Source organism: Shewanella sp. A22 (assembly GCF_053850585.1).
In genome coordinates this window covers 20,287-44,019 of sequence record NZ_JBSQBN010000004.1, presented here as the reverse complement: position 1 = coordinate 44,019, position 23,733 = coordinate 20,287, and the positions used below count along the sequence as shown (strand labels likewise).

The window sequence follows — 23,733 nt, the reverse complement described above, 5'->3', positions numbered from 1 at the left end:
TCGTATTAGATTCATCATTTTTGTAATTTAAACTCCAGTCTAACGCTTTGCCCTAACTGCGATACGGGTTCACCATTGATCATTTTTGGCTGATATTTCCAACGTTTCAGCGCTTGTATCGCTTCTCTATCAAATATCTGGTTTGGGTTTGCATCCAAAACCTCAATATTTTGAGGGTTACCTTTTTCATCAATAACAAACGTCAGAGTGACATACCCTTCGATCTTACGTTTTAATGCGCGTGTTGGATAACGTGGCTCGACACGGTGCAGCGGCATAATTTGTTGACTTTGTCCGATGGAGGTTGGCGACGATAATGTTGAGTTCAAATCCGTTTGCTGTGAGGAGATAGGAATATTGAGACTAAGCCCTGTGACCGCAACATCCATACTTATCTCAGGTGCATTGGGCATATCTGTGGATATACTTTTTGATTGTTCAGCACTTGCTTGCGATTGAGGGGTGGGGGCCATAAGTTGTTTTTGTGGTGGTTCTGGTAACTTACGTTGCCGACGCTGGGCTTCATCATCTGCTTCTATCTGTATAACATCAAAACGCAATGCAGACTGTGGCTCAGGCATATTGTCATTACTTGGCTCAACTAACCAAGCAATAAAGCCAAAAATAACCACCGTAAATATCAACGCGGAAGGAATGATAAGCAATATACGACGCATTATTTAGACTCTGTGGCTAATGCAATATTGTTAATTCCAGCCCCTTTCGCGCCATCCATGACACCAACAACCGTGCCATTGTATGCAAATTTATCGGCTTGAATAACTAATGTGGCATCAGGTTGCTCTATCATTAAATGCTCTAGAGTTGCCTGTACGCGTTCAACATCAACTAGGCGTTTATCGATATACACTTCGTTGTTGTTAGTGATCGCGATAAAGATCCCCGCATCTTTTTGGCTGGTGGCATTTGATGCTGTAGGGCGGTTAACTTCTACTCCAGATTCGCGTACAAATGAACTGGTCACGATAAAAAATATCAACATGATAAATACAATATCCAACATGGATGTCATATCTATTTGTGCTTCTTCTTGATTGCGCTTTCGTTGCCCTAATCTCATCATCTTTTTTTTCTGTATTTGTGTTTATATTTATTCGTGAATGGTCTATTTGATATTGAAGATGTATTTCGTTTACGAATAACTAAGTTCTCATCAAACGTTCAAGGTGAACCAACCGTTTTTCACTAATACTGTTAAGCCGTGAATATACAAACATGCCGGTAAGTGCTGCAACCATCCCGGCCATTGTCGGTAACGTCGCCATCGATATGCCCGATGCCATCAACCTAGGTTCTGCGCTTCCTTGCAGTGAAATCACATCAAATACGGAGATCATGCCAGTTACTGTTCCAAGCAGGCCTAACATAGGAAACAGCATCACAATTAGCTTAATCAAAGGTAAATTGCTGTTAAGTTTTTGTTCTGCTTCATCTAACCAGCGAGTGCGCTGTGCTCGTGCATACCAAGACACTTTGTCTGTACGTTGCTGCCAATACATCGCCCAGCCATGTTGCTCCCGAGGAAAAATCACCGCAAAATACCAGATACGCTCTAATGCTAAAACCCAGAACAGCGCAACTAATCCCGCAAGCCACCAAAGAATTGGGCCACCGCGATACATAAAGGCATTAATTGCCGCAATCGGACCAAAATCAGAGAATGTTAAGGCTAAATTGGCAAGGACTTCCATTACATTGCCTCATTCGTTACATTCTGTTTTTGCGACTGCTCAGCGCGCTCTGCAACCAAACCAACACCTTGCTTTTCAATAATGTTTCTTATCGATTCAACTTGTGTATTCAATACGTTGCTGACAAGTAGTAATGGCATTGCCGCAATCAGCCCTAGGACTGTAGTGACCAACGCCATAGAAATCCCGCCAGCCATCACTCGTGGATCAGCATTACCAAATTGGGTAATGGTTTGGAATGTCTCAATCATACCGGTTACGGTACCAAGTAAACCTAGCATGGGGGCTAATGCGGCAAACAACTTAATCAGTGATAAACCACGCTCTAAACTTTGTTGCTCATCCATTACAGCCTCAAGAATCCTTAGTTCGAGCGCCTCTGTATTAGGGGTGTTATCTGCTTTATAAATGGAAAGAATTCGTCCCAGAGGGTTTTTATCACAAGGCTGTTCAACCTGTTTTAACTGTCGGCTCACTTGGCGTTTCATATTAAAAAGTCGAAGCCCTTGAACGAGGCCAATCAATAAACCAATAATCAATAAACCAAGAATAACGCGGCCAACAATACCGCCACTTTCAAGTCGTTGTGACAGTGTTGGTGCTTGCGCTAATTGATTAAGTAAATCACCACGGGTGACATCGAGATCCAATAGCGCATTATCGAGAATTATGTCGTTATTTGGCCTTAGTTCTGGTTGAACACCGTAAGCCATAGCGCTTGAGCGTGTGCCATCCCATGACAAGTATCCCGTCTCATCAGCTAAGCTTATTGCACCTATTCGAAGTACTTTTTTAATCAGGGTTTCACCGCTTCTTTTTGTCACCGGAACGGTTATAAATTGTTGTTGGCCGCTTGCTGTTATCTGTTGTTTAAACGCTTGCCATAAACCATAAAGTTGATGTTTTGAAGGCAAGGTTTTGGCAGCAACAATGGTATCTACAACCTTAATGTCATCCTTTGCGCTAATGGCTGATACCGAGACATTTTGTTCAAGCAATAACGCTTTTGCTGACAGTCTTACAACACCAAATAACTCTCCCAAACTACCCGTTGCAAGATGAAGCGCTTTCTCTTTATTCGCTAAACGTTCTTCATTAAACTGAAAGGTTTCGGCTAACACCTCTGTTTCATGTTTTAGTCCTGCAACACGTTTCCTTAACATGGTTAAGTCTGATGTTAAACGAGCTTCCGTTTGTTCAAATTGATTTAAACGGTCCTGGTTATGCTGTTGTTCTTGCTGTTGTGCACTACGGGTAATTGACAGTAATTGTGCCGGTGATGCGACTTCTTCTTGTTGAGCTATAGCTGCATTGATATTAAAAAAAAGCCCAAATATCAGCGCTAATGGGGTAACAAAAGTAGATTGAATTGTCATAATAGATCTGCGCATTATTCAGCTGCCTCTGTAACAGAGAGCGACACGGGTAAAGTGAGTAAACGGGGAGCGGTTTGTTTGTTAGCCACATCGAAGGCTTTATCTATATATAATCCCACATTTATATCTAGTGGTTGCCAATGTCTATTGGTATTACTCCAAGACCAGTAATGTTGGCGATCAACACTACGTGCAACCAATGCAGTACGACCTAAGTACAATTGTTCAGTTTGCCGTTTTTGTTCGTCAAGTGTCATGACGGCATTGTAACTGCCGAGTTTGTAGCCGTATTCAAGCTCAATTTGGTAAGTCTCTAGGATCCGACGAAACTTTTCTGCATCGCTAATATCTGCTCTTGGCATCATTGCGGTAAGCTTGTTGATGCGTTCATGTCTGGCATTAATACGAATAGGTTTATCTGTCGCGATGTGTTGCTCTAACCATTCCAACATGGAATACATTAGCGGCACTACGCCTTTTTTGGTTTCAACGATTTCTTCAAGTTGAACATCAAAACTTTCGAGTTCTTCGGATTGGCTTTGGATCATTGAATTTAGGTGAGCTTTATACACTTCAAGTTCTTTAAGCTCAGCTTGTAATGAGGTGATTTCAGTTTCTAATTGCACAGCGTTAAGATGACTTGTCGCAACGGCTTGCTGAGTGTCAGCAGCGTGTTGGGTAATGGTCTTTTCGAGGCGATTTGACTGTTCTAATGCTACCGGGTTAGCCATTGCCGTTGAAGAGATTATTAATGCTACTACTGCTATGGCAATTTTAAATATCGACCCGTAGCTGTCAGTTGTTTTTGTACCACTGTAATGGTGTGAAGTCATCCTTATCATCTCTATTTTGTCTTTCAAAGTGTAAACAAATGTCAAATGTATAACGTATACAAAAAGCCAAAGTATGATAATCTAGAAAATAAACTATAGCAATAGTAATCATTATCATTGCTGTTTGCTGGAGGGGAGATCGCAAATGAGTGATAAAGCAAAGAAATTATTACCCTAAAACTCATTGAGCTATTTTTATCCATCAAACCTGTTATCGAGTAATACGAGTACTAATATTATTTATAATTTTAGAATATTATTTTGTATCAATACGTTATGAGTTAATCGACATGAATTTGCATCAAATAGATCTAAACCTGTTAATTACGCTAAAACATTTATTAGAAGAGAAGCATGTTTCAAATACTGCTCTGCAACTCAGCATTAGCCAGCCCACGGTGAGTCGATCGTTAAACCGACTGCGTAAACTGTTTAATGATCTTCTTTTGGTTAAAACAGCGAATGGTTATGAATTAACACCGAAGGCACAATCTATTAAGTTAGAACTCAATACGGTATTAACAGGTTTAGAAGGCCTTTTAAAAGGCAAAGACTTTGACCCAGCAACCAGTAATAAAATGGTTCGTTTATTTGGTCTGTCACCACAGATGGAGTTTATTGCGCCACAGTTACTCAAATATGTGCGGGAGCATGCACCAAACCTTGTTGTAGAAATTGATACTATTCCACAACCCCACTTTTCGGCGTTACATGCGGGTGACTGTCATTTTGCATTAACGTGTCATATTCCTCATGTTATCGATCAGAATCTTTACTGCATGCCCCTGTTACGGCGAGATTTTTGTTTAGTGATGAGTAGTCGTCATCCTTTGGCCCAGAAACCACTTAAAGTAGACAACTTACGCCATTGTCAGTTTGGTCAGATATCACTACAAGGAGATAAACAGTTATCCATAGGCTCTGGGTTTCAAGTAGAAGATGACAGTACTTTCCGCGTATCTACACCGGTACGACTGACTAATTTTTCGTGTGCTGCTGGCATAGCTGAAGCAACCGATATTATTTTCCATTTGCCAACGCGTTATGCTGAATCAATTTGCAAGCAAAGAGATCTTGTTATGCGTGAAGTGCCAGACTCATTAACTACCCAACATAAGGAACTTAAGCTCTATTGGCATAAACGTTTTCATAATGATCCTATGTGCATCTGGATACGCACAGTGCTTAAAAATATCGCAAAAAATACCCCCCAGTAATCTATGTGTTATTCATTAATTAAATAATAAAAATTCAACATTCGAATACTAAATAAAGATTAATTTATTTCACATTGTGATTTAATGCGAATCATTATCAATAACGATTGCATTTCTTTTATGTAACAAGGAAGCCGTATGCTAACTAAACCTTTTTTCACTCCTAACCCTTTAGCTGTGCTGATCTGCGCTGCTTGCACCTTACCTATGGTTGCGACCGCAGCAGAGCAGGTTGCTAGCCAAACTGAGCTCGTACAGGTGTGGGGAACGGCAATTAATTCTTCTTCATTACTGACAGAGGATATTGAGCTTAAGCAGGCTGACCATTTAAGCGATTTGTTGCGTGATCAACCTGGAGTGGATATTGGCGGTACTCACTCTATGAATCAGGGCATCAACATTCGTGGTGTTAGTGAGTTAGATTTGAATATCACTATTGATGGTGCCAGCCAGAGTAATAACGTGTTTCACCATGTCGGCAACCTGCTGATTAACCCGGACATTTTACAAGCTGTAGATCTCCAAGTGGGAAATAATTCAGTGTTAAACAGTGGTCTAGGTGGTGGGGCAGCCTTTGAGACTAAAGATGCTAAAGATCTGCTTAAACAAAACCAAAAAGTGGGCGCTCGTGTATTTAGTGGCTTTGCGTCTAACGATTACTATAACTATTCCGGCACAGTATATTCTCAATTAAATGATGAAGTTGATGCTTTAGCTTACTATAGCGCCATTGATCGTGATAACTCGAAAGATGGCGATGGCTTGAAGAAAGTTGGAGAAGAAGGCAAGACCGAAAACTACCTGATGAAATTTGGTTGGGATGCTACCAAAGCTAATCGCTTTGAGCTTAGCTATGATTTTTACAAAGATGCGGGTGACTACACCATGAAATCTAATCTGGGCCCAGCATTTGACCACTCAAAATACATCACTCCAATTGAATACACGCGTGAAACGGCTGCATTAAATCATGAGTTTTCTCTGGATAATACGTATGTACGCACTTCATTGTATCGCAATGAGATGAATTATCAGACTACCAGTAACGATACCGGTGATGTAAGCGAAGGCAACACGGTTGTTTATGGCTTGAAAACGGTTGCAGAAACGTCAGTTGAATTAGCGAACATGTACCATACGGCCCGTTATGGTGTTGAAGGCAAAATGGAAGAATCTGAAAAGATCAGAAATGGCGAGACAGTTAAAAATTCACAAGGGGCTGACAGTACGGAAACAATTGATTCTTATGCTATTTATGCTGAAGATGAAATTGAATTATTGAGTGGTTTATTTGTCACTCCAGGGATGCGTTACAACCATCACAAAGTTGATATGCAAGCGTCAAACGATACATTTACTGACACCATCTTTGCGTTTCAGGCTAAGTATGAGTTTTCTGAGCAGTGGACCATTCGCGCCAGTGCGACAGAGCTATTTAAAGGTCCGGCATTAACCGGTTCTTACCTAGCTTCAGAGTCGGAAGTTAACTCAGATTTGAAACCCGAAACAGGTGTGAACTATGAGGCTGCAATAGCTTATCAAGCACAACAGGTGATGGGCTTGGACTTGCTTGGTTTCTCGTTTACTGGGTTTGAAACCCATATCGATAATTACATCGATGATGTTATGACGGGTAAAGCTGGTATGAAAGATGATCTTTCTTACCGTAATTATGGTGATATTGAAATCGTTGGTTTCGAGTCTGTATTAAATATGCGCCGTGGTGGTGTGAATGCTCGTTTGAGTTATGCTCATTCAGATTCAGAATTTACACGGGTTGATAGCGACAGTAGCTTTGTTGTTGGTCAAGCGGTCGATGATGAAGTTGGTGATAGCCTCGCATTCAACGTCGGTTACGAAATGCCTAACTTAGGCCTAAATGTAAGCTGGACCAGCCAAATTATATTTGATCTGGACAAAGATGTTGAAGAAGATAAAGCCAAAGATGGTTATAACGTTCATCATGTTAGCTTAAATTGGAACCCGAAAAGTATTGAAGATTTGAGCATTACAGCGTCAGTGGAAAACTTGTTTGATGAGCATTACGCTTCTCATGCATCGCATGATCTTGGTGTTACTGACTATGAGCCAGGTCGAAACTATAAACTCACTGCATCATATAAATTCTAAACTTGGCGAATACTAGCTCTTCTTCGGTAGAGCTAGTATTTACCTTCTACTCGGCTTAAGCGATGAGATTAGTATTAGAATGGGTATAAGGAAGGCAAACTAACAACATTTGACGTATTTCCTATTCAATTTTATCAGCTAGTTTTGTTAGCAAGATATCAAATATGACTTCACTCTCATTTTCTATATCAATAATGTGCCTAAACTTAAAAATTTGATTTATACCAATTCTATTACTTTGCTAGCAGGCGCAGAATGACCTGACATTATTGGAACGGGATAGTTGGTATTAAAGCATCGGTTTACGGACCTTATTTTATATTGGCCAGATGACGTTAACATAATCAGATTTTTAAATTGATTGTGATCAAATTATTCACATTAGAGAACGGTTAAATACCTTTGACGTTGAATTTTTTTCGCTCGGCGATTGGATTTTTGTGTAAAAAGCATTATAGTTTGTATTCAAACTATTTGAATTCGAGCTAATTATGCATGATCATCGCGCCATGTTTGGCATTCGCTTTTCAACCTTATCGCGGCAATGGCGACGCTATCTAGATCAACATCTTTCACGGTATGGCATCAATGATGTGACTTGGGTTCCATTGATTCACTTGGATGATTTAGGTGATGGTGTAAATCAAAAACAGTTAGCTAAATCTGTTGGTATTGAGGGCCCAGCACAGGTGCGTTTACTTGATACCTTAGAGAAACGTGGGCACATTGTGCGCAAAATTTGCGACACCGACAGGCGCAGTAAATTAGTTTACTTAACTGCAGCAGGCTCTGAGCAGGTGAAAGAAGTTCGTTCACACCTGATTAAAATTGAAACAGATATTTTGTCTCGAATAAGTGATGATCAATTGGCCAATTTCCATCAAGTTTTAGACATATTAGAAGCGAACATAGCGGAATAAATAGGCAATATATGACTAGGGTGAGTATTTTTTTGTCATGGTTACAACGGATCCAGCACTGGGGAGAGTTCGATAAAGATCTATTCACATATGCATTTAGAACCGCAATCGCGTCTGGGTTTGCGTTAGTCTGTGGTTGGTTGCTAGGGCTTGAGCATCCACAATGGGCTGCGATGAGTGTTTGGGCTGCATCGCAACCAGGAAAAGGCATGTTATTGGAAAAATGCCTTTTTCGGTTAGTAGGTACTCTAATTGGTACTATTGTAGGTGTGATTATTATCTACACCTCCCAAGGTGATATTCTCTATATTGCACTCGGTCTTACTATTTGGATTACGCTTTGCACTGGAGCGGGTAATCTTATCAATGGCTTATTTTCTTATCTTACATTGCTGAGTGGTTATACCGCATCATTAGTTGCCTTACTTGATATTACCCAAGGTTCGAATATTTATGCATTGGGTCTAGATCGCATGTTAACCGTTTCACTTGGTGTGGTAACGGCGATGGCTGTTGGTTTAATGTTTATTAAAGCCTCCAATGAAGAGGTCATGAGCGTTCGTATTAAACAGCTTACACATGCTGTTTTTACATTGCTCACCCAAGCCGTTCATTCATCCATTCCGTCAGATAACATTGCGTCATTAGTGAAAGAAGCCGCGATGATTGATGGCTTATTAGAACCTCATAGTGCAGGCTCTTTACGTTCTCGTCGTTCGGTTCGTTCAATACGAGCAATTATTTACTCCAACGTTTCATTATTGACTCGCCTAAATTCTAGTGCCGTTATGACACAGCTGACCTTGATAGAATCCTCTTTACAACAGCTAACCTATGTCATTGAAAACGATTTGGGCATTGCTGCAGAGTTAAAGTGTATCGACAGTATCTGTAACACATTGGGTAACGATGATTTAGGTTTAATCTTTAATGATCTTCAAACTGCATTAATAGAGCGACTTCGTTATAAAAAGCAGGGCAAAATAGAACGCACCAAACTGCATCATATGTTGGTTTTGCATCGCGATTGGGTGGCGGCTAAACAAGCAATGCTACGCACTTTTATTGTTCTGGGAACCATAGGATTACTTTGGAATTGGAACCCGTCGCCTATTGGAGCGTTTGTCATGCTTGGCACTTCTGTCATGGTGACATTGTTTTCTACTTTTGAAGCTCCAGCGAGCATGATGGGGCGAATGTTTCTCTGGCAAATAGTGGGGTTAAGTGCCAGCTTATTATTAAAAGGTTATTTTTGGGTGGGAGCAAGCAACGAAGCCGAATGTGTTTTCTGGATGGCACTTTTGATTCTACCAGTTATTATTCCTTTATCATCGCCTCGGTTTTTTCTTGGTTCAATGGATTATGTGATGATGTTTCTGCTTTTGTCGAATATACAGTATCCAGCCAATTTTCAATTATCTGTCGATTTACCGATAGGGCTTGCTGCCGTTGGAGGTACTTTGGTGGCTTATATTGCTTTTTTACTGATTTTTCCAACTAATGGCGCTAAGCGAAGCTCAAGAATTGAAGCTGCTATTTTGCATGATTTACAGCGAATTTATACCGTTGATTGGAATGATCAAAAAATGGCATTTATTCACTCTCGAGCCCAACATCGATTGCTCAAATTAATCCAAACTAAATCTCAACTTTCAACAGATCAGCTAATGGTTGCTGTAAATATTGTGTCAATGATCCAACTTATTGGTCGCACCAGAAAAATGTTAGCAATGGACTCTTTTGCTGCGGCACAAAAAGAAACCGCAATAGCACTATTAGCGCAACTGGTGGAGCCTATGTTATCTGGTAAATACTGTGACACGCGTTTTGAAAAACTGTTTAATCACAAGTCACACCTTTCTGATGATCTTATTTATTTGCTGGCTGGAGTAAACACATAAAATGTTTTGATGTGCGACTGCATGGTATATTTTTACCTTAAGAAATAAGATATCTCTTCTATTCATGGCGGTCGAGTGCAGGATATAGAGTAACGTAGGAGTCGTTGACGAGAGCAACTATCCCACAATTTTATTACTTCCTAGAAGGCGCAAAACGCCCGCTAAATGACCAGATAATTATTGGTATTATAGCCCTGACATTATATGGCTTTATCATTTTATTGATGTTTGAATAATGAGGCCATTAAGCCTCTCATTGATTACCGCTATTTTTGTATACCAGACTTACACTTCTATATAACCGTATCGTAGCTGCATAAAGCTGCCTGTAATATGATCTAGGTTTACAAATAGAGTTGTAATAAAACCGTTAATTAATTATTCTTAATTTTCATTACGTTAATTTGCTGTTTTAAATGTTATATCAAAAATGACTGAGCATTTTAAAGCGTCTATTTTGAACGAAAATAAGAGATGATATTTTGACAAACTTTCAATTTCGCAGTTTGAAATTTGGATTGCTTACCTTTGTGGCAGTTTCATTATTTGGATGCAGTAGTACTAAAACCCCTGTTGTTAAATATACACCGAACAACTCATTGTCTTTTTTACCTGCACATGCAGATAAACAAGCCCCTTTATTGGCAACACAGTTAGCTTACCTTGATCGTGGTTTAACCCTAGATAGGCAAGGCCGATTAATGCCAGCTAATGCAGCTGACTGTGGAGTAGATATCTATTTGGACATCCGTGGTATTACGACAATAGAACAACTTACAGTATTATATTCTCCACTATATTCTGGGTTGTCATTTAATGTTTTGATGAATAATGGCCAACTCTATATTGACGCTTCAAAACCGTATTCAGGAGTTCTCGCAAAACAACTTTTAACATGGACTGAGTTTAGTTTTGCGTTAAATAAAGCAGACGCTTACGTTATCGATTTATCTGCCAACCAACAATTGGATGATGTGTTACAGGCAAAAATATTTCTAGAAAAAAACTTAAAAGCGCGAGCGATTATCTTTAAAGTATTACCCCACCATGTGAACAAAATACCGGTTAATATTACCGATAATCAACAAGCTATAGCCGTGGTAACTGCTGAGGCTGGTTTAAATCAGCCTTATGCAAAAGTGTTGGAAAATGTTGTCGATAATATCTCTGTTATTCATTATTCTGCCGAAAGTTATTCAAATGATTATAGTGAAAAAGCGACAGGAGTAGAGGTTAATGACAATTTGTTATTAAGCTGTCGTCGATTTGCCCATTTCATTAGCGATCCCATTTCCAGTAAAGGCAAGTTTAATCAAAGTGACTCGACAGAGGATCTAATCGGTTTATTGCCACAAGATGCTGATTTTGTTGATTTATCACAACAGCGCCAGCAATTAAAACAAGGCCGCTATATCACTCTAAATGGTGATAGAAAGCTATTGTCTCAGGCAAAAAAATCAACCAAAAGCACTTTTAGCCGCTGTGATGGAATTGATGTTAATCATGAAGATTATCAACTGTGCCGTAAATCTGAGTATAAAGAAATGGAACACAAATCACGAACAGTGGTGATTGGTGGAAAGGGATAATTGGTAATGAAGTCGTTATTTTTTAATATAAAACTGTTATTTATTTTTCTATTTTTTATTGTATACATTGGCTTAGAGGTTAATTTAAACATTGTTTTAGTTGAGCTATATTCTCATTCTTTATCGGATGTTTTTGGTCACTATAAAGGCTTAGCCAACGACATAGAGTTATTTGGTAGGGTCATTACAGGTTTTGGTTTAGCGCTGACATTAGTGACGTTTATTCCTAAACCTTGGTTTGAGTTGCAACCACAATCTACGGCTAAAGAATACGTTTTAAAACCGGTGACATTATGGTTAGTACGGCCGTTAATATTAGTCCTTATTTGGGTTTTATTGATCCCATCGTTACGGATGGTGGTTGATACGGTCGTGTATCAATCATCGAACGGCGATAAATTGAGTGCTATTCGAGCAGTTGTTTTTAAAGAAGCGTTAAACCTCGATATGATTGAGTTTGAAGGCTCTAAAGAACTCAGTGATATTGCTAAAAATGCTGAGCAAAGACGCTTATTAGTGGCTCTTATCCCTTCTCTGGCTTATTTTTCTCCAACCGTTAAATTATTCATTCAGGATAAAACAGAAGACCTTGTCGTTAACTTCATGGAAAAAGAGCAAGAACTGGCTTTTGTTACCAGCGCAAGACCACTGCTCAAAAAGTTAAAACAAGTGCATCAATCTGAGTGGGCTTTGTATCAAAAGTCGAAAAAAGAAGCTGAAAAGGCTTCCACAACAGTTAATACATTTGCCAAGTTAAAAAGGGTTACAGAACAAAAGCAAGCGTCCGTTGTTGATGATATTCACGGCCATTGGTTATTTTTTCAAAAGCAAATGACTGATGCCGAAAAATACGTAGAGCCTTTAGCTGATTTATATTTCGAAGATTTTAAAAAACAGCGAGATAAGTATCTATCGTCTAAATGTAATGCAAGTTGCCGATCTCAAGTGAACAAACAATGGACACAAACCATTCTCGGTACAGGCTTTGAAGGCAGTGATGAAAAAGTTAAGTTAGCCTTTGCTGATGATATGAAGTGGTTTGCTAGGTTTATGATTGGTGGAAAGAAAAACATTTTCCGTTTGAAACTTCGTGAAGGTCGCGAAAAATACTTTATGGATGCTTATGGTGTCAATAAAGACGTTGAATACAATGATTTTATTCATAATCCCCAATTACTTCGTATTGCAATTAACAATCTTAAATCTGAAAACATTATTGTTGCGAATGATTGGGTTGTTGAAGATGTACTGTCACTCAAACAGGCAATTGAAACTAAATATAAAAATCTAGAGTCAACGGTTTGGAGTCAGTATAAAAAACAATCTGTTTATAAAATAAACAATCGAAACTTAGATAAAATTTCTTTTGCTAAACAAAGTATCGTGACCCGCTATCAAAAAAATGCTTTAGGACGCTTTTATTATCCGTCTTTTAAGGTTTTTCATTCTGAACAGCAAGTATATGATGCTTGGCAAAAAGGCTTGGATAATTTGAGTTTCATAAAAATGCTTACTGGTGCAGCAGCAGAAACCGCTTTTGCTCCTGGGGGGACATTTTATAAATTAGGTATCGAAGCGGTTAAGTTTTCGGTTATTCCCCCTATTTCTATCGTACTTAGTTTTTTAGCCATTTTTGCGTTAATGGTTAAATTTACTTACTACCTATGGCAAAAAGAAGCAAAAATCCATGCTGCTTTATTTGGTTCACTGGTGTTATTCGTGGTACTGGGTAGTGTCACCAATACCATTATTAAACCTCATTCTTACACCCAAATGATGACTTCTTTTGCTGATAATACCGATGAGATCAAGCAAGGAGAAAAGATATTCACGAGTCTATTTGGCGCGGTGATGGATGTTGAAAGCTTGATATATGGAAACCGAGCAACATTGACTGGGTTTTCTTCTATTGAAGGCTTTACCTATGCCGTCGAGGAAGAAACGGAAACGGGTATTAATACGACTTATGTCGGCTATTCTGAAAATAGTCCGGTTCGCTTATATGATGATTGGTTTAATCACACCTTTGAATTTATTCCTGAGGTTATCGGTGTTGGCAAATTAACTAAGCCATATGATTTCAACTTAACGGTATACAAACGAGACCAAAAAGTGGGTATGTATATGGGGTTACATCAAGACAATGGCATTATAACGAAAGTGACGATCCCAAATATATTAGCGAACAATGATATTGGTTTTTTACTTAATCAGAAAATGTTTTATAAGCCTAATTATCAAAACTTATTGTTGGATTTTGTTCAAAACGTAGAGGATCCAGAGTATTGGTTTACCTTTGCAACGGGAGAGTTTGGTAAGCAGACATTTTTAAATGTAATTGAAAACAATACATTAGAGTTATTAAGTGATAAAAAATCTAATTACGCTAACCTCATTAAACAAAGCGTGCAAAAAGGCTATAAAAACTTGTTGCTGGTGCAGCAATCCAAGGGGCGTAAGTACGATTGTTACGAGTTACCTGAGCTTGATATTGCCAATTTAGTGAATAGCCTTACGGGCGAACAATTACCTAATGCAAACAAGTTTGAATGTAAGGGAGAATTCTTATGATGAGCCATATTGGTGGTTGGATTAAAGAGCTAATTGAAAAGTGGCTCATTTTACTCTTGGTTCTTATATGTCTGGTCATCATATCTGACATGTTACAGCAAGATTTTCACAGTGGTTTTAGTGAGTTAGGTGAGTCAATTCAGCGTGTAAAATTAAAAATTTCATTAGCATTAGGGTAATAGTAATGGCAAACGAACAAGCAAAAATACCAGAGCAGCATGCAACAAAGTGGCTGCAATTTAATTTAAAAGTTGATTTGTCCACTTTATTATTAGCGGGAATTGCCATTTATTTTATGTTTAATGCTCATGCAAAAAACATGGAAAATATTACAAAAGTGGAAGTTGTAATTACAAAATATGAGGCCCAAATCGATAAAATGATCACCGAAGACAAGAAGAGTTTGCAACATTATAAACGTAACTTGAAGGATGCGATGTCTTCACTTAGCAAAGATGAGCGTAAGTTACTTGAGCATGTTTTTACATTGTCAGAAAAAAAGACTCAGTCATAAGTACTATGTGATGAGTAAAAAAGCCCGCAGACTTAACTTTTAGCGGGCTTTTTAATAGCAGATTTAAACCCTTGCTCGGGTTATACCAATCTCATTAAATATCTGGTCAGTTCAGCGTCTCTCAGGTTTTTCAATTCAAGGCACATTGATGTAGAAATGGTTGTTGCCTTTTAAATCAATGTAACACAGAAGTGGCATACCTGAGAGACAACATTCTGGCGGGTTTCAAAGTCCTTTATGCTTCGTTAGATGCTTTCAAAATACGACTGCATGGTCTATTTTTTTCCATAAAAAATAAGACATTTCCACCCTCCATGGCGGTCAGATGCTGGAGGTAGGGTAACGCAGGAGCAGTTACCGAGAACGACTATGTCTTCAAAAGGCTGCCTCGAATACCTCACTGATAATTTTCGCTAAAAGAGCAAATTCTAATGCGGATTGGTATTATCTATTTCAATTATTAGCCCAATCAAAAGTTATTTATTGTTGGGTTACCATACTCTAGCGACGAGACCTTTAAGGTAATAACCTTCTGGAAATGCACTGCTAATTGGATGATCGCTGGCCTGATGCATTCGCTCTATAAATTGAACCTCGCGTTTGGCATCAAGAGCTGCATCGGCAACAACTTTTTGAAATAAATCCGATTTCATCAAACCAGAGCATGAAAATGTCAGTAATACTCCACCAGGATTAAGCAGTTGCATGGCAATCATATTGATATCTTTATAACCGCGACAAGCACCATCGAGTTGGGCTTTGTTATCAGCAAACTTTGGTGGATCGAGCACAATGACGTCAAAGGTTTTTCCTTCATCACGATATTGGCGTAATAACTTAAATACGTCTGCTTCATTGTAGTTAACGTGGTCATCGTTAAAGTGATTAATGGCCATATTATCGCGGGCAGTTTGTAATGCTAAGGATGACACATCGACGTTTTCAATACTCGCCGCACCCGCTTTAGCGGCATATAAACCAAACGTGCCTGTATAACAGAAACAGTTAAGTACCGATTTTCCTTTGACAAAACGAGCGGCCATGGCGCGGTTTTCACGCTGATCCAGATAAAATCCAGTTTTGTGGCCTTTGACGACATCGACGGCGATTTTAATGCCGTTTTCTTCGATGATAACGGGCATTGGTGGTAATTCACCGTGTAATAGCCCCATTACTGGTGCTAAGCCTTCTTTCTTTCTGGAGTCGACATCTGAACGCTCATAGATCGCGCAATTAGGATACTGAATAACTAATTGCTCTACGATGATGTCACGCCATTTCTCTGCTCCGGTACTTAGCAGCTGGCATACAAGCACATTGGCATAACGGTCTATGGTTATGCCTGGTAAGCCATCCGATTCTGCAGCGATTAAGCGATAACCGGTAAGGCCTTGTTCGCGAATAAGTTCATCACGTCCTGCTTGGGCTCTTTTAATTCGTCGAGCGAAAAAATCGGCATCGATGGTTTCTTCTTTGTCAAAGGTCCATATTCTTACTTGAATTTGAGACTCCGGCGACCAGGCTCCACGACCTAACCAGCGGCCATCGTGTGCGACCACATCTACGGTGTCTCCGGCTTGTGGTTTTCCGCCATTAACATTGTGAATTCCGTTGGAAAATATCCAAGGGTGGCGTCGCTCTAATGAACGTTCGCGGCTAGGTTTAAGTTTGATTCTGATAGCCATGGTAATGCCTAATATAAAGTGTAATAAAATGATGACGCACCCAATAGCAATTGCGTATCAGCCTAATCGCTGTTCGCTAGGGTTATAATTTGTGATAACCAAGGTGCGACGAGTGGGGATCATAGCCTGTTTTGAGTTTAAAAACCTGACAAATAGTAAAATGGTTAGCTTTGTGTGGCATGGCTAACGTTGATCCTGTGCATGCCATAATGTATTAATGTGGTTGTGTTGCACTATGGTGAGTGACAGTGATATCAAAAAAGCCAAGGCTGTGATAGTAGTGGTGATATTTGTAGATTGACCAGTTAACTGCATTATATGATTTTTACTCAAGAGCGCTTTGTTGGGCAACTTGCTCATCACGTGAAAAAACAAGAATATAACCTTTAAACGGCAGTGATAGATAATCAGTATGGATGGGTTTGATATGATGACCAATAAAGCCGAATTCTGCTAACTTTACACTGAGTTTATTTTTTCGCCCACGACCAGGGTCGACAATAATGACATCACACTTTTTACTTGCATGATTTTTTATAAAATAAGCTAATAACTGTACATGCTCATCTTCGTACAGTAAGTCGCTGCCGATAATGACATCAAAAAGTCCCAGTTTACTGGTATCATTAGCCCAGTCTACTTGTTCAAAAGCTATGCTTTTGCCATTATTTAAACGTGTATTTCTATTTAGAAATAACTCTACCTCTGGGTGATAATCGGTTGCGGTAATATCGGCATTTTTTTCGTTGAGTAATAAACTTGAAAGTGCCATTCCACACCCTATTTCTAGAATTCTTTTTCCTTCGGTTTTGTAATCCAACATATAGTTCGCCAGCACTAAACTTGATGGCCAAACGATGCCAAAAATCGGCCAGCTAGCTGATGATATGCCAAGTTTTTCGGCTATACCTTTCGGGTCATAGAATTCTTGATTATTACGTAAGGTGCACAGGTGAACATCAATTTCACCAAATTCAACAGTTTGGTAGCATAAGCGAAGATTTGTCATTGGGCCGTCTCAACAATTGAGCGCTCGGCCAGGTATCGAGGACAAATAAATGACAAAACGAAGAAGTTTTAGTTAGGTTATAGAACTTCGTTAGAAAGGCAATGTATTTAATTGAAGGGAGGATTGAATTAGTTAGCTAAATTAATAAATAGTATTTATTTATCAATATTTTGGAGTGTTATTTGACGCTATTTAAGAACGTTATATTTCCTAATATCTATCATTAAAATTGATTTTGCTTATGTATTAATGTTTTAAGTAATTGGATATGGCTGGGGTTAATTGTGCGAGCCTTGCATTGGTAACGAATGATATTGGATTAGTTAAGTATTTGGTATTGATGCCTTAGTGTTATTGCTGGTATCTCTGAGCGGTTTTTGGATTTAATTAAAACAAAAACCGTCGAGAATAATCACTTAATGGACATGTTTAGTATTCAAATTGGTCGACGGTTTCGGTTAGCTTATCTGCTAAGTTGCTAAGCTTGTTACCCGCTTCACCTATTTGGTGATTTCCTACCGATACCGTTTCACCTAACAGTGTAAAGTCTTGTACTTTAAGCTTAACGGTATGAGCTTGCTGTTGTGAGGCTTGTGCTAGCATGGCCGATTCTTGACTGACCGTGGCAAGCGATAAAATAAGTTGACGACTCTGCTCTAGGGTTAAGACCAGTTGTTGTGCTAATAAAACAGATTCTTGTGCTTTTTGTTGATTCGATGCCATGTTGTCTACCGCAGATTGAATTGAATCAACAATACTGGCAAGCATTGAATTGATTTCTACCGTTGATTGATGTGTTCGAACTGCTAATGTTCTTACTTCATCGGCGACTACCGCAAAACCTCGACCTGTTTCACCTGCTCTGGCGGCTTCAATGGCTGCATTCAATGACAATAAATTGGTTTGTGAGGCTATGTCTGCGATGGTTTTTACCACCGTAGCCACTTGTTTGCCTGAATTTTGTAGTGTAAGTAACATACTTGCCGTGGTTTCAATATCTTGAGCTAGAACGCTAATACTGTCTGCTGTTTGTTTAACTTCTATTTGACCTTCAGCCATGCTTTGCGCGCCTTGTTGAGCTGAATCAGAGGCACTTTGAGAGTGCTCTACACTTTGCTCCATTTGCTGCTCAAGCTGCGACATAACATCCACTAAACTGACAATCGTGTGTTGAAGCTCATCGACAGAGGCTGATGATTTGCCTGTTGTATGGCTAAGCTGGGCCACAGTTTGGCTAATGCTGGCAATCGCTGCATGAACATCATTCATTCCTAAACGGAACACGTTAATTAAGCCATTAACGCTGGTGGCGACATTGCCTATCTCTACAATACATTCATCTGAGAGCTTGGCTGTTAAATTACGCTTTTGCGCAATGCGCGTGAGATCGTTAGACAGTTGTTGGATAGGACTCGCAATTTGTTTTTGCGCAGCTAAGTAAGCTCCTATTGCAACTAATACCATTAACCCCACCAATACGTAGATCAGTAAAGTGTTGTTACCTAGCTCTTTTTGAATGTTCATGGCGTTGAGGTTGGCTTGGCCTGAGATGTCTTGTGCTAGGGTATCTAAACGATTTTTTAACTCATTAGCACTGTTGTTTAAACTGCTTAGCTGATCGCGAGCATTATCCCAATCAACCGACGATTGACTCATGGTGGTTTCGAGCCCAGACAGCGTGGCATAAAGTGCATCAATTTGTGGCATTAGCTGTGTAGAGGTAACCGAACTCAGCTGTTGGTATTGTTGATTAAGGCTTTTTGTTAGGATGTTTTTTTGTTTACTAAACTCATCGACGTTAATGGTGGTGCCATAGAGTGAGTATCCTATTAATACTAATTCTTTAGCATTATTTTGCACTTTAGAGATACTCGTTAATGCGGGTAAGGTGCCATCTACAAATCCGGCTACTTCATGTTTAACGGTTTGGTTACTACTACTGAGCAACCCCGCCGCCACTAAGGTCATGATAACCGTTGCTGCGTAGCCTAATAGAATACGGGCTTTGATGGTGTTAAAAGCATTAAGCATAAAAGGATACCTTTGTTTTTTGTCAGAATAATACCAATTCCATTTAGGTTTCTGCACTTTCTATGCTGCTCATATCATCATGTTGACGTCCTACTGCACGGTCTATTTTGTTCCCTAAAATTAGACAATTCCGCCATCCATGACGGTCGGTGCAGGAGGTAAATCAATGCAGGATAAATTGTTGAGAACAACTACGCCTACAATTTTATGGCTTGCCTAGAAGGTACGAAATCTCCGCTGAATGACCAGTTTCTTTATCGAATTGATATAGACCTGACAAACATCGTTTTCTGTTCAATTTTATTATATTAGCTTACTTGAACTTAAATTGTCTTATTCACTTTCCAATTAATTGCCGAAAATAAAAACGAGCATCTTTTGGATGCCCGTTTTGTTATATACAATGCTATGAATTAAGTCAGCTCGATATCATTGCTTGACGCCAGTTGGATTGAATTGCCAAACACAAATCGGTTTGCTAGTAATGCAAATGACACACAGGCAGCTAATGTCACCGGCATTAAGTGGATATAGTGCCAGCTAGAATAGAATGGAGAAAACTCAAACGTGAGTGAAGCGTAGAGTAATACCCCAAAAATAACCGCACCAATACCTGCTCTTGCATCAATATTCTTAAACACCAAGCCCACTATAAATATCGACAGAATAGGCATGCTCAGTAAACCATTAAGTTGTTGCAGTAAGTTAATGATACTTTCGGCTTGTTGATATATTGGGACGAGTACTAGGGTGAGAATACTGAGTAATAATGTAACCCAACCACTTAAGCGCACTACGTTAGGATCTTTTTTAATATAAGCCTCGTGAATGTCACACACATATAATGCTGTAGCAGAGTTAAGTAAACTGTTATAAGTAGACAGCACTGCCGCTGCCATTGCTGCAGCAAATACACCTGTTAACCAGGTGGGCATTAAGTCCCCTACAATACGACCGTAGGCAGCATCACCAATATCACCATACAATTTGTACGACACAATACCAGGAATAACCACAATCGCTGGCACAATTAAAATGCGAATACCCGCGGCGGCAAATACCCCTTTTTGCGCTTCTTTAAGGGTTGGTGCTGCCATGGCGCGTTGGGTAATGGTTTGGTTTGTTCCCCAGTAAAACATCTGGATGAAGATCATTCCAGTAAGCAGAGTATGCCAAGGTAGCGGGGAGTCGTTATTTCCAATAAAGGTTAAGCGCTCAGCTGGAATATCTGAAAAGTCATAGTTAATGGCATTTAAGGCTAAAAACACGACAAAAATCGCCATGCTTAGCAGTAACACTCCTGAGTATGTATCTGATACCGCAACAGCACGCAGCCCACCGAAGAAGGCATATACAGCACCTAATGCAGCAAAAGCCGCTGCTATATAGATTAATGGAATATCGACATTAAACATGGTTTGCATAAATAATGAGCCAGAGTATATTACTGCCGGCATATAAATAAAGGCGTTACCTAAAAAGAATATGGTCCCGATAACTGCGCGTATGTGTTTGTTATTGTATCGTTTTTCTAATAGTTCAGTTGTCGTTGTGCAGTTATACTTGTAATAAACGGGTAAAAACAATTTAGCCAAAATAATCAGACCAATAACGGCAGAAAACTCCCACCAAGCTAACAGAGCCATTTGGTTGCCGTTCATCCCCACAAGCTGATCGGTACTTAAGTTTGTTAACGTGATAGAACCCGCAACAAATATCCAGCTTAGGCCACCACCAGCTAAGAAGTATTCTTTGTTTTGTGTGCTTTGCTGGCGGTTGGTTCCGCGACATTTTAAATAGGTGAGTAAGCCAATAATCGCCGTGACAAAAGCAAATACTGACAATTGAATCATGTTTTCAGACATTGTTTCTTCCTTTCCCAATTGTGCTTTGGGTATTGTTATATTGCCGTTGTATTTTTACTGACTTCTAATTTTATGCTTTTTATTGGCGTTAACGTTTGCACTTGGTTGTGCTTTTTTATTAAAGCGTTAAGTTGAAATAGAGACATAAGCATTGCTTGTAATGGCGCTAAGTAACCTTGTTGATGCAGTTCAAATAATGCCTCTTTGCTGAGCGATTGCAGTTTGTCTTCATCAATGGTGTATAACCCAGATAAGCTAGATGTGCTGTCATTTTGATGCTGAATAAGAATATTGATTGGCTTCATCAATCCGAGCTGGACAATATACTGATTAAATTCTTGGGTGCGAATATCGTTCTTAATATCGGCTTCCAATAAGGTTTTTACTTTAGATAAATGCAATGAAGCCTTGGCGTTGGATTCAAAAATTGCCTGACCAGTGGTTGTTGAAAACACCGGATGTGCTTGGTCAATACCGATTGTGTATTGCTGCGTATTTTCCGGAGACTTCATTAAGAAAAAAGGAAAGGTCTGCATATTGGCCGGAGTATATAGTGCGGTCCATTTTCCTTGCTCAATAAACAGGTTTTGACCTTGTTCAAAGCTGGTAAATCCTGTTAATACCCAATGACCATTCTGACTGTTACGCACATAAAAAATAGGCATACAACACGCGGCTTGACTGGCTTCAGTTATCCGCAAATTCATGATGTTTTGTTGCTGAGCAAACTGAATAGCGCTGTCATCTGCAATTCGTAGGTTTTGGTGCTGTTGTGGGGTTAATTCTGTCAGTGTTTTCATATTATTATTCTACTATTGAGAGTGAGTTAACCATTGTTCAATAAAGTCACGATGAGGCGGCAGGGTATTGATCATCTGCTGTGTGAGCTGAACATTGCGGGTTAAAATTTGTGATGCTTGAGTATGCTGTTGATACAAATGTGCATGTTGAGAGTAGTCAGGACTAAACTCCATGCCATAAAGCACATATTGATAACTGGCCGCCGGAAATAACTCATTAGGACCATTAAAATCTTTGCTGGTGGGACCTCTAAACGCCCACATGCTTAAGTCATCTTGTAAGCTTTGGGGAATACTGTTGGGGTTGCAATGTGCCTGCCAATAAGGTTCTGGACGTTTGGTTAGCATGTAATGTAGCTTTAAAAAATCTACGATTCGCCCCCAGCGATAATCCATTTGTTGGTTAAAGCGTTTGGCCGTTAATGCCATCATGGTGTCGTTAACAGGAAGGTTATCGGCAATATAACGGGCAGATATTTCAATCAGCATAATAGCAGTGGCTTCGAGTGGTTCAACAAAACCAGCTGACATACCTACAGCAACACAATTATTTTGCCAAAAACGCTCACGATGGCCACTTTGATAGCGGATATGCCTAGCATTTAACCCATCAGCTTGTGGGCCAATATAGCGGCGCAAGTTTGCTTCGGCTTGTTCGTCACTCATAAATTGGCTTGAATATACATGGCCAACACCACGACGATGGGTTAAGCCGATATCCCAAATCCAACCCGAGTCTTGGGCCGTTGCAATGGTATGCGAGGCAATAGGGCTGTCTGGTGTGTCGTAAGGAACTTGCATGGCAATTGCTCGGTCATTAAACAGCACATGATCGAGCTTTTTAAACGGTACGTTGAGGGTTTTTCCAAGTAATAATGAGGCAAATCCTGTGCAGTCGATAAATAAATCCCCTTCAAGAGGATCTTGACCGGCAAGGGTGACATGGCTGATATTACCTTGACTGTCGACACTGGCGTTTTCGACAGTACCAATGATGTGGGTAACATTTAGCTTATCTTTGCAATGCTGCTTGAGTAAGTCTGCAAATGCGCCGGCATCTAAGTGGTAAGCGTAATTACAAGTGCCTTGGTATTCGCCTTCTGCCATGCTGCGTGGGGCAAGGCCTGATTCGCAAATTGCATGTTGGAAATTAGTTTGTTGTGCGTAATCTTTAATATCATCAATGTAAGGAGCCAAATCGAGGCGACCGTAGCCTAACGGTACGGTAAAAGGATGATAATAAAAGTCGCCTCTGCCATGTACCCAGTTTACAAACTTGCCACCTTGTTTAAATGTGGCATGACAGGTTTTAAAAACCTCGTTTTCGTTTAACCCTATCTGTTGTAGGGTGTTTTTCATGGTCGGCCAAGTGCCTTCACCTACTCCCACTGTTGGTATGTCTGAAGATTCTACGAGACTAATTTCAAGCGTGTGACCAGCTTGAATGTTATGGTGTGATGCTATAATCGCTGCGGTTAACCACCCCGCTGTTCCTCCGCCCACAATGATTATTTTTTTTACTGCTTTTGCCATTGGGTTAACATCCTGTTTGCAATTGAGTGTTTAAACACTATCACAAG

At 39.7% G+C, this 23,733-nt stretch carries 19 protein-coding genes; 8 read left to right on the top strand and 11 right to left on the bottom strand.

From position 1 onward, the window contains the following. Window positions 1-14: 14 nt before the first annotated feature. From ACWXWT_RS01660 to ACWXWT_RS01640, 5 genes are all read right to left on the bottom strand, one after another. Window positions 15-677 carry a TonB family protein gene (locus tag ACWXWT_RS01660; protein WP_456039888.1) on the bottom strand — a complete coding sequence of 221 codons (663 nt, stop codon included), beginning with the start codon at window positions 675-677 and terminating at the stop codon, window positions 15-17. After that, window positions 677-1,081, bottom strand: coding sequence for an ExbD/TolR family protein (locus tag ACWXWT_RS01655; protein ID WP_456039920.1), 405 nt, complete (start codon window positions 1,079-1,081; stop codon window positions 677-679). The genes ACWXWT_RS01660 and ACWXWT_RS01655 overlap by 1 nt, the downstream gene beginning before the upstream one ends. 82 nt (window positions 1,082-1,163) lie before the next feature. After that, window positions 1,164-1,712 carry a MotA/TolQ/ExbB proton channel family protein gene (locus tag ACWXWT_RS01650; RefSeq protein ID WP_456039887.1) on the bottom strand — a complete coding sequence of 183 codons (549 nt, stop codon included), beginning with the start codon at window positions 1,710-1,712 and terminating at the stop codon, window positions 1,164-1,166. Continuing rightward, on the bottom strand, window positions 1,712-3,103 hold the full coding sequence (locus ACWXWT_RS01645; RefSeq protein ID WP_456039886.1) for a MotA/TolQ/ExbB proton channel family protein: 1,392 nt from the start codon (window positions 3,101-3,103) through the stop codon (window positions 1,712-1,714). Before ACWXWT_RS01645 ends, ACWXWT_RS01650 begins: the two co-directional genes overlap by 1 nt. Continuing rightward, on the bottom strand, window positions 3,103-3,921 hold the full coding sequence (locus ACWXWT_RS01640) for a DUF3450 domain-containing protein (protein WP_456039885.1): 819 nt from the start codon (window positions 3,919-3,921) through the stop codon (window positions 3,103-3,105). Before ACWXWT_RS01640 ends, ACWXWT_RS01645 begins: the two co-directional genes overlap by 1 nt. 290 nt (window positions 3,922-4,211) lie before the next feature. Here ACWXWT_RS01640 and ACWXWT_RS01635 point away from each other — a divergent pair, with 290 nt between their 5' ends. The 8 genes from ACWXWT_RS01635 (at window position 4,212) to ACWXWT_RS01600 (ending at window position 14,763) form a co-directional block, all read left to right on the top strand. After that, window positions 4,212-5,138, top strand: coding sequence for a LysR substrate-binding domain-containing protein (locus ACWXWT_RS01635; RefSeq protein WP_456039884.1), 927 nt, complete (start codon window positions 4,212-4,214; stop codon window positions 5,136-5,138). Between the two features lie 138 nt (window positions 5,139-5,276). After that, complete coding sequence (locus ACWXWT_RS01630; RefSeq protein WP_456039883.1) at window positions 5,277-7,268, top strand: TonB-dependent receptor domain-containing protein; 1,992 nt, start codon at window positions 5,277-5,279, stop codon at window positions 7,266-7,268. A 491-nt stretch (window positions 7,269-7,759) separates the two neighbouring features. Continuing rightward, entirely contained in the window at window positions 7,760-8,188 is a 429-nt protein-coding gene (locus tag ACWXWT_RS01625) for a MarR family winged helix-turn-helix transcriptional regulator (RefSeq protein ID WP_456039882.1), read from the top strand. Window positions 8,189-8,199: 11 nt separating this feature from the next. After that, on the top strand, window positions 8,200-10,089 hold the full coding sequence (locus ACWXWT_RS01620) for an FUSC family protein (RefSeq protein WP_456039881.1): 1,890 nt from the start codon (window positions 8,200-8,202) through the stop codon (window positions 10,087-10,089). 530 nt (window positions 10,090-10,619) lie between these two features. Continuing rightward, window positions 10,620-11,678, top strand: coding sequence for a hypothetical protein (locus ACWXWT_RS01615; protein WP_456039880.1), 1,059 nt, complete (start codon window positions 10,620-10,622; stop codon window positions 11,676-11,678). Window positions 11,679-11,684: 6 nt separating this feature from the next. After that, complete coding sequence (locus tag ACWXWT_RS01610; RefSeq protein ID WP_456039879.1) at window positions 11,685-14,249, top strand: hypothetical protein; 2,565 nt, start codon at window positions 11,685-11,687, stop codon at window positions 14,247-14,249. Continuing rightward, window positions 14,246-14,428: a hypothetical protein gene (locus ACWXWT_RS01605; protein ID WP_456039878.1), complete on the top strand. Its 183-nt coding sequence runs from the start codon at window positions 14,246-14,248 to the stop codon at window positions 14,426-14,428. The genes ACWXWT_RS01610 and ACWXWT_RS01605 overlap by 4 nt, the downstream gene beginning before the upstream one ends. A 5-nt stretch (window positions 14,429-14,433) precedes the next feature. Further along, the gene (locus ACWXWT_RS01600) at window positions 14,434-14,763 is read left to right on the top strand and encodes a hypothetical protein (protein ID WP_456039877.1); all 330 of its coding nucleotides are present in this window, start codon (window positions 14,434-14,436) and stop codon (window positions 14,761-14,763) included. Between the two features lie 491 nt (window positions 14,764-15,254). On the opposite strand, the gene ACWXWT_RS01595 is transcribed toward ACWXWT_RS01600, so the two are convergent. From ACWXWT_RS01595 to ACWXWT_RS01570, 6 genes are all read right to left on the bottom strand, one after another. Continuing rightward, window positions 15,255-16,448 (bottom strand): class I SAM-dependent rRNA methyltransferase, encoded by a 1,194-nt coding sequence (locus ACWXWT_RS01595; protein ID WP_456039876.1) that lies wholly within the window; start codon window positions 16,446-16,448, stop codon window positions 15,255-15,257. A gap of 325 nt (window positions 16,449-16,773) precedes the next feature. After that, on the bottom strand, window positions 16,774-17,457 hold the full coding sequence (locus ACWXWT_RS01590; protein ID WP_456039875.1) for a class I SAM-dependent methyltransferase: 684 nt from the start codon (window positions 17,455-17,457) through the stop codon (window positions 16,774-16,776). A gap of 429 nt (window positions 17,458-17,886) precedes the next feature. Continuing rightward, on the bottom strand, window positions 17,887-19,488 hold the full coding sequence (locus ACWXWT_RS01585; RefSeq protein ID WP_456039874.1) for a methyl-accepting chemotaxis protein: 1,602 nt from the start codon (window positions 19,486-19,488) through the stop codon (window positions 17,887-17,889). 413 nt (window positions 19,489-19,901) lie between these two features. Next, window positions 19,902-21,353: an SLC5 family protein gene (locus ACWXWT_RS01580; RefSeq protein WP_456039873.1), complete on the bottom strand. Its 1,452-nt coding sequence runs from the start codon at window positions 21,351-21,353 to the stop codon at window positions 19,902-19,904. Window positions 21,354-21,388: 35 nt separating this feature from the next. After that, window positions 21,389-22,153 (bottom strand): SapC family protein, encoded by a 765-nt coding sequence (locus tag ACWXWT_RS01575; RefSeq protein ID WP_456039872.1) that lies wholly within the window; start codon window positions 22,151-22,153, stop codon window positions 21,389-21,391. 12 nt (window positions 22,154-22,165) lie between these two features. Further along, complete coding sequence (locus ACWXWT_RS01570; protein ID WP_456039871.1) at window positions 22,166-23,686, bottom strand: tryptophan halogenase family protein; 1,521 nt, start codon at window positions 23,684-23,686, stop codon at window positions 22,166-22,168. Window positions 23,687-23,733: the final 47 nt, after the last annotated feature.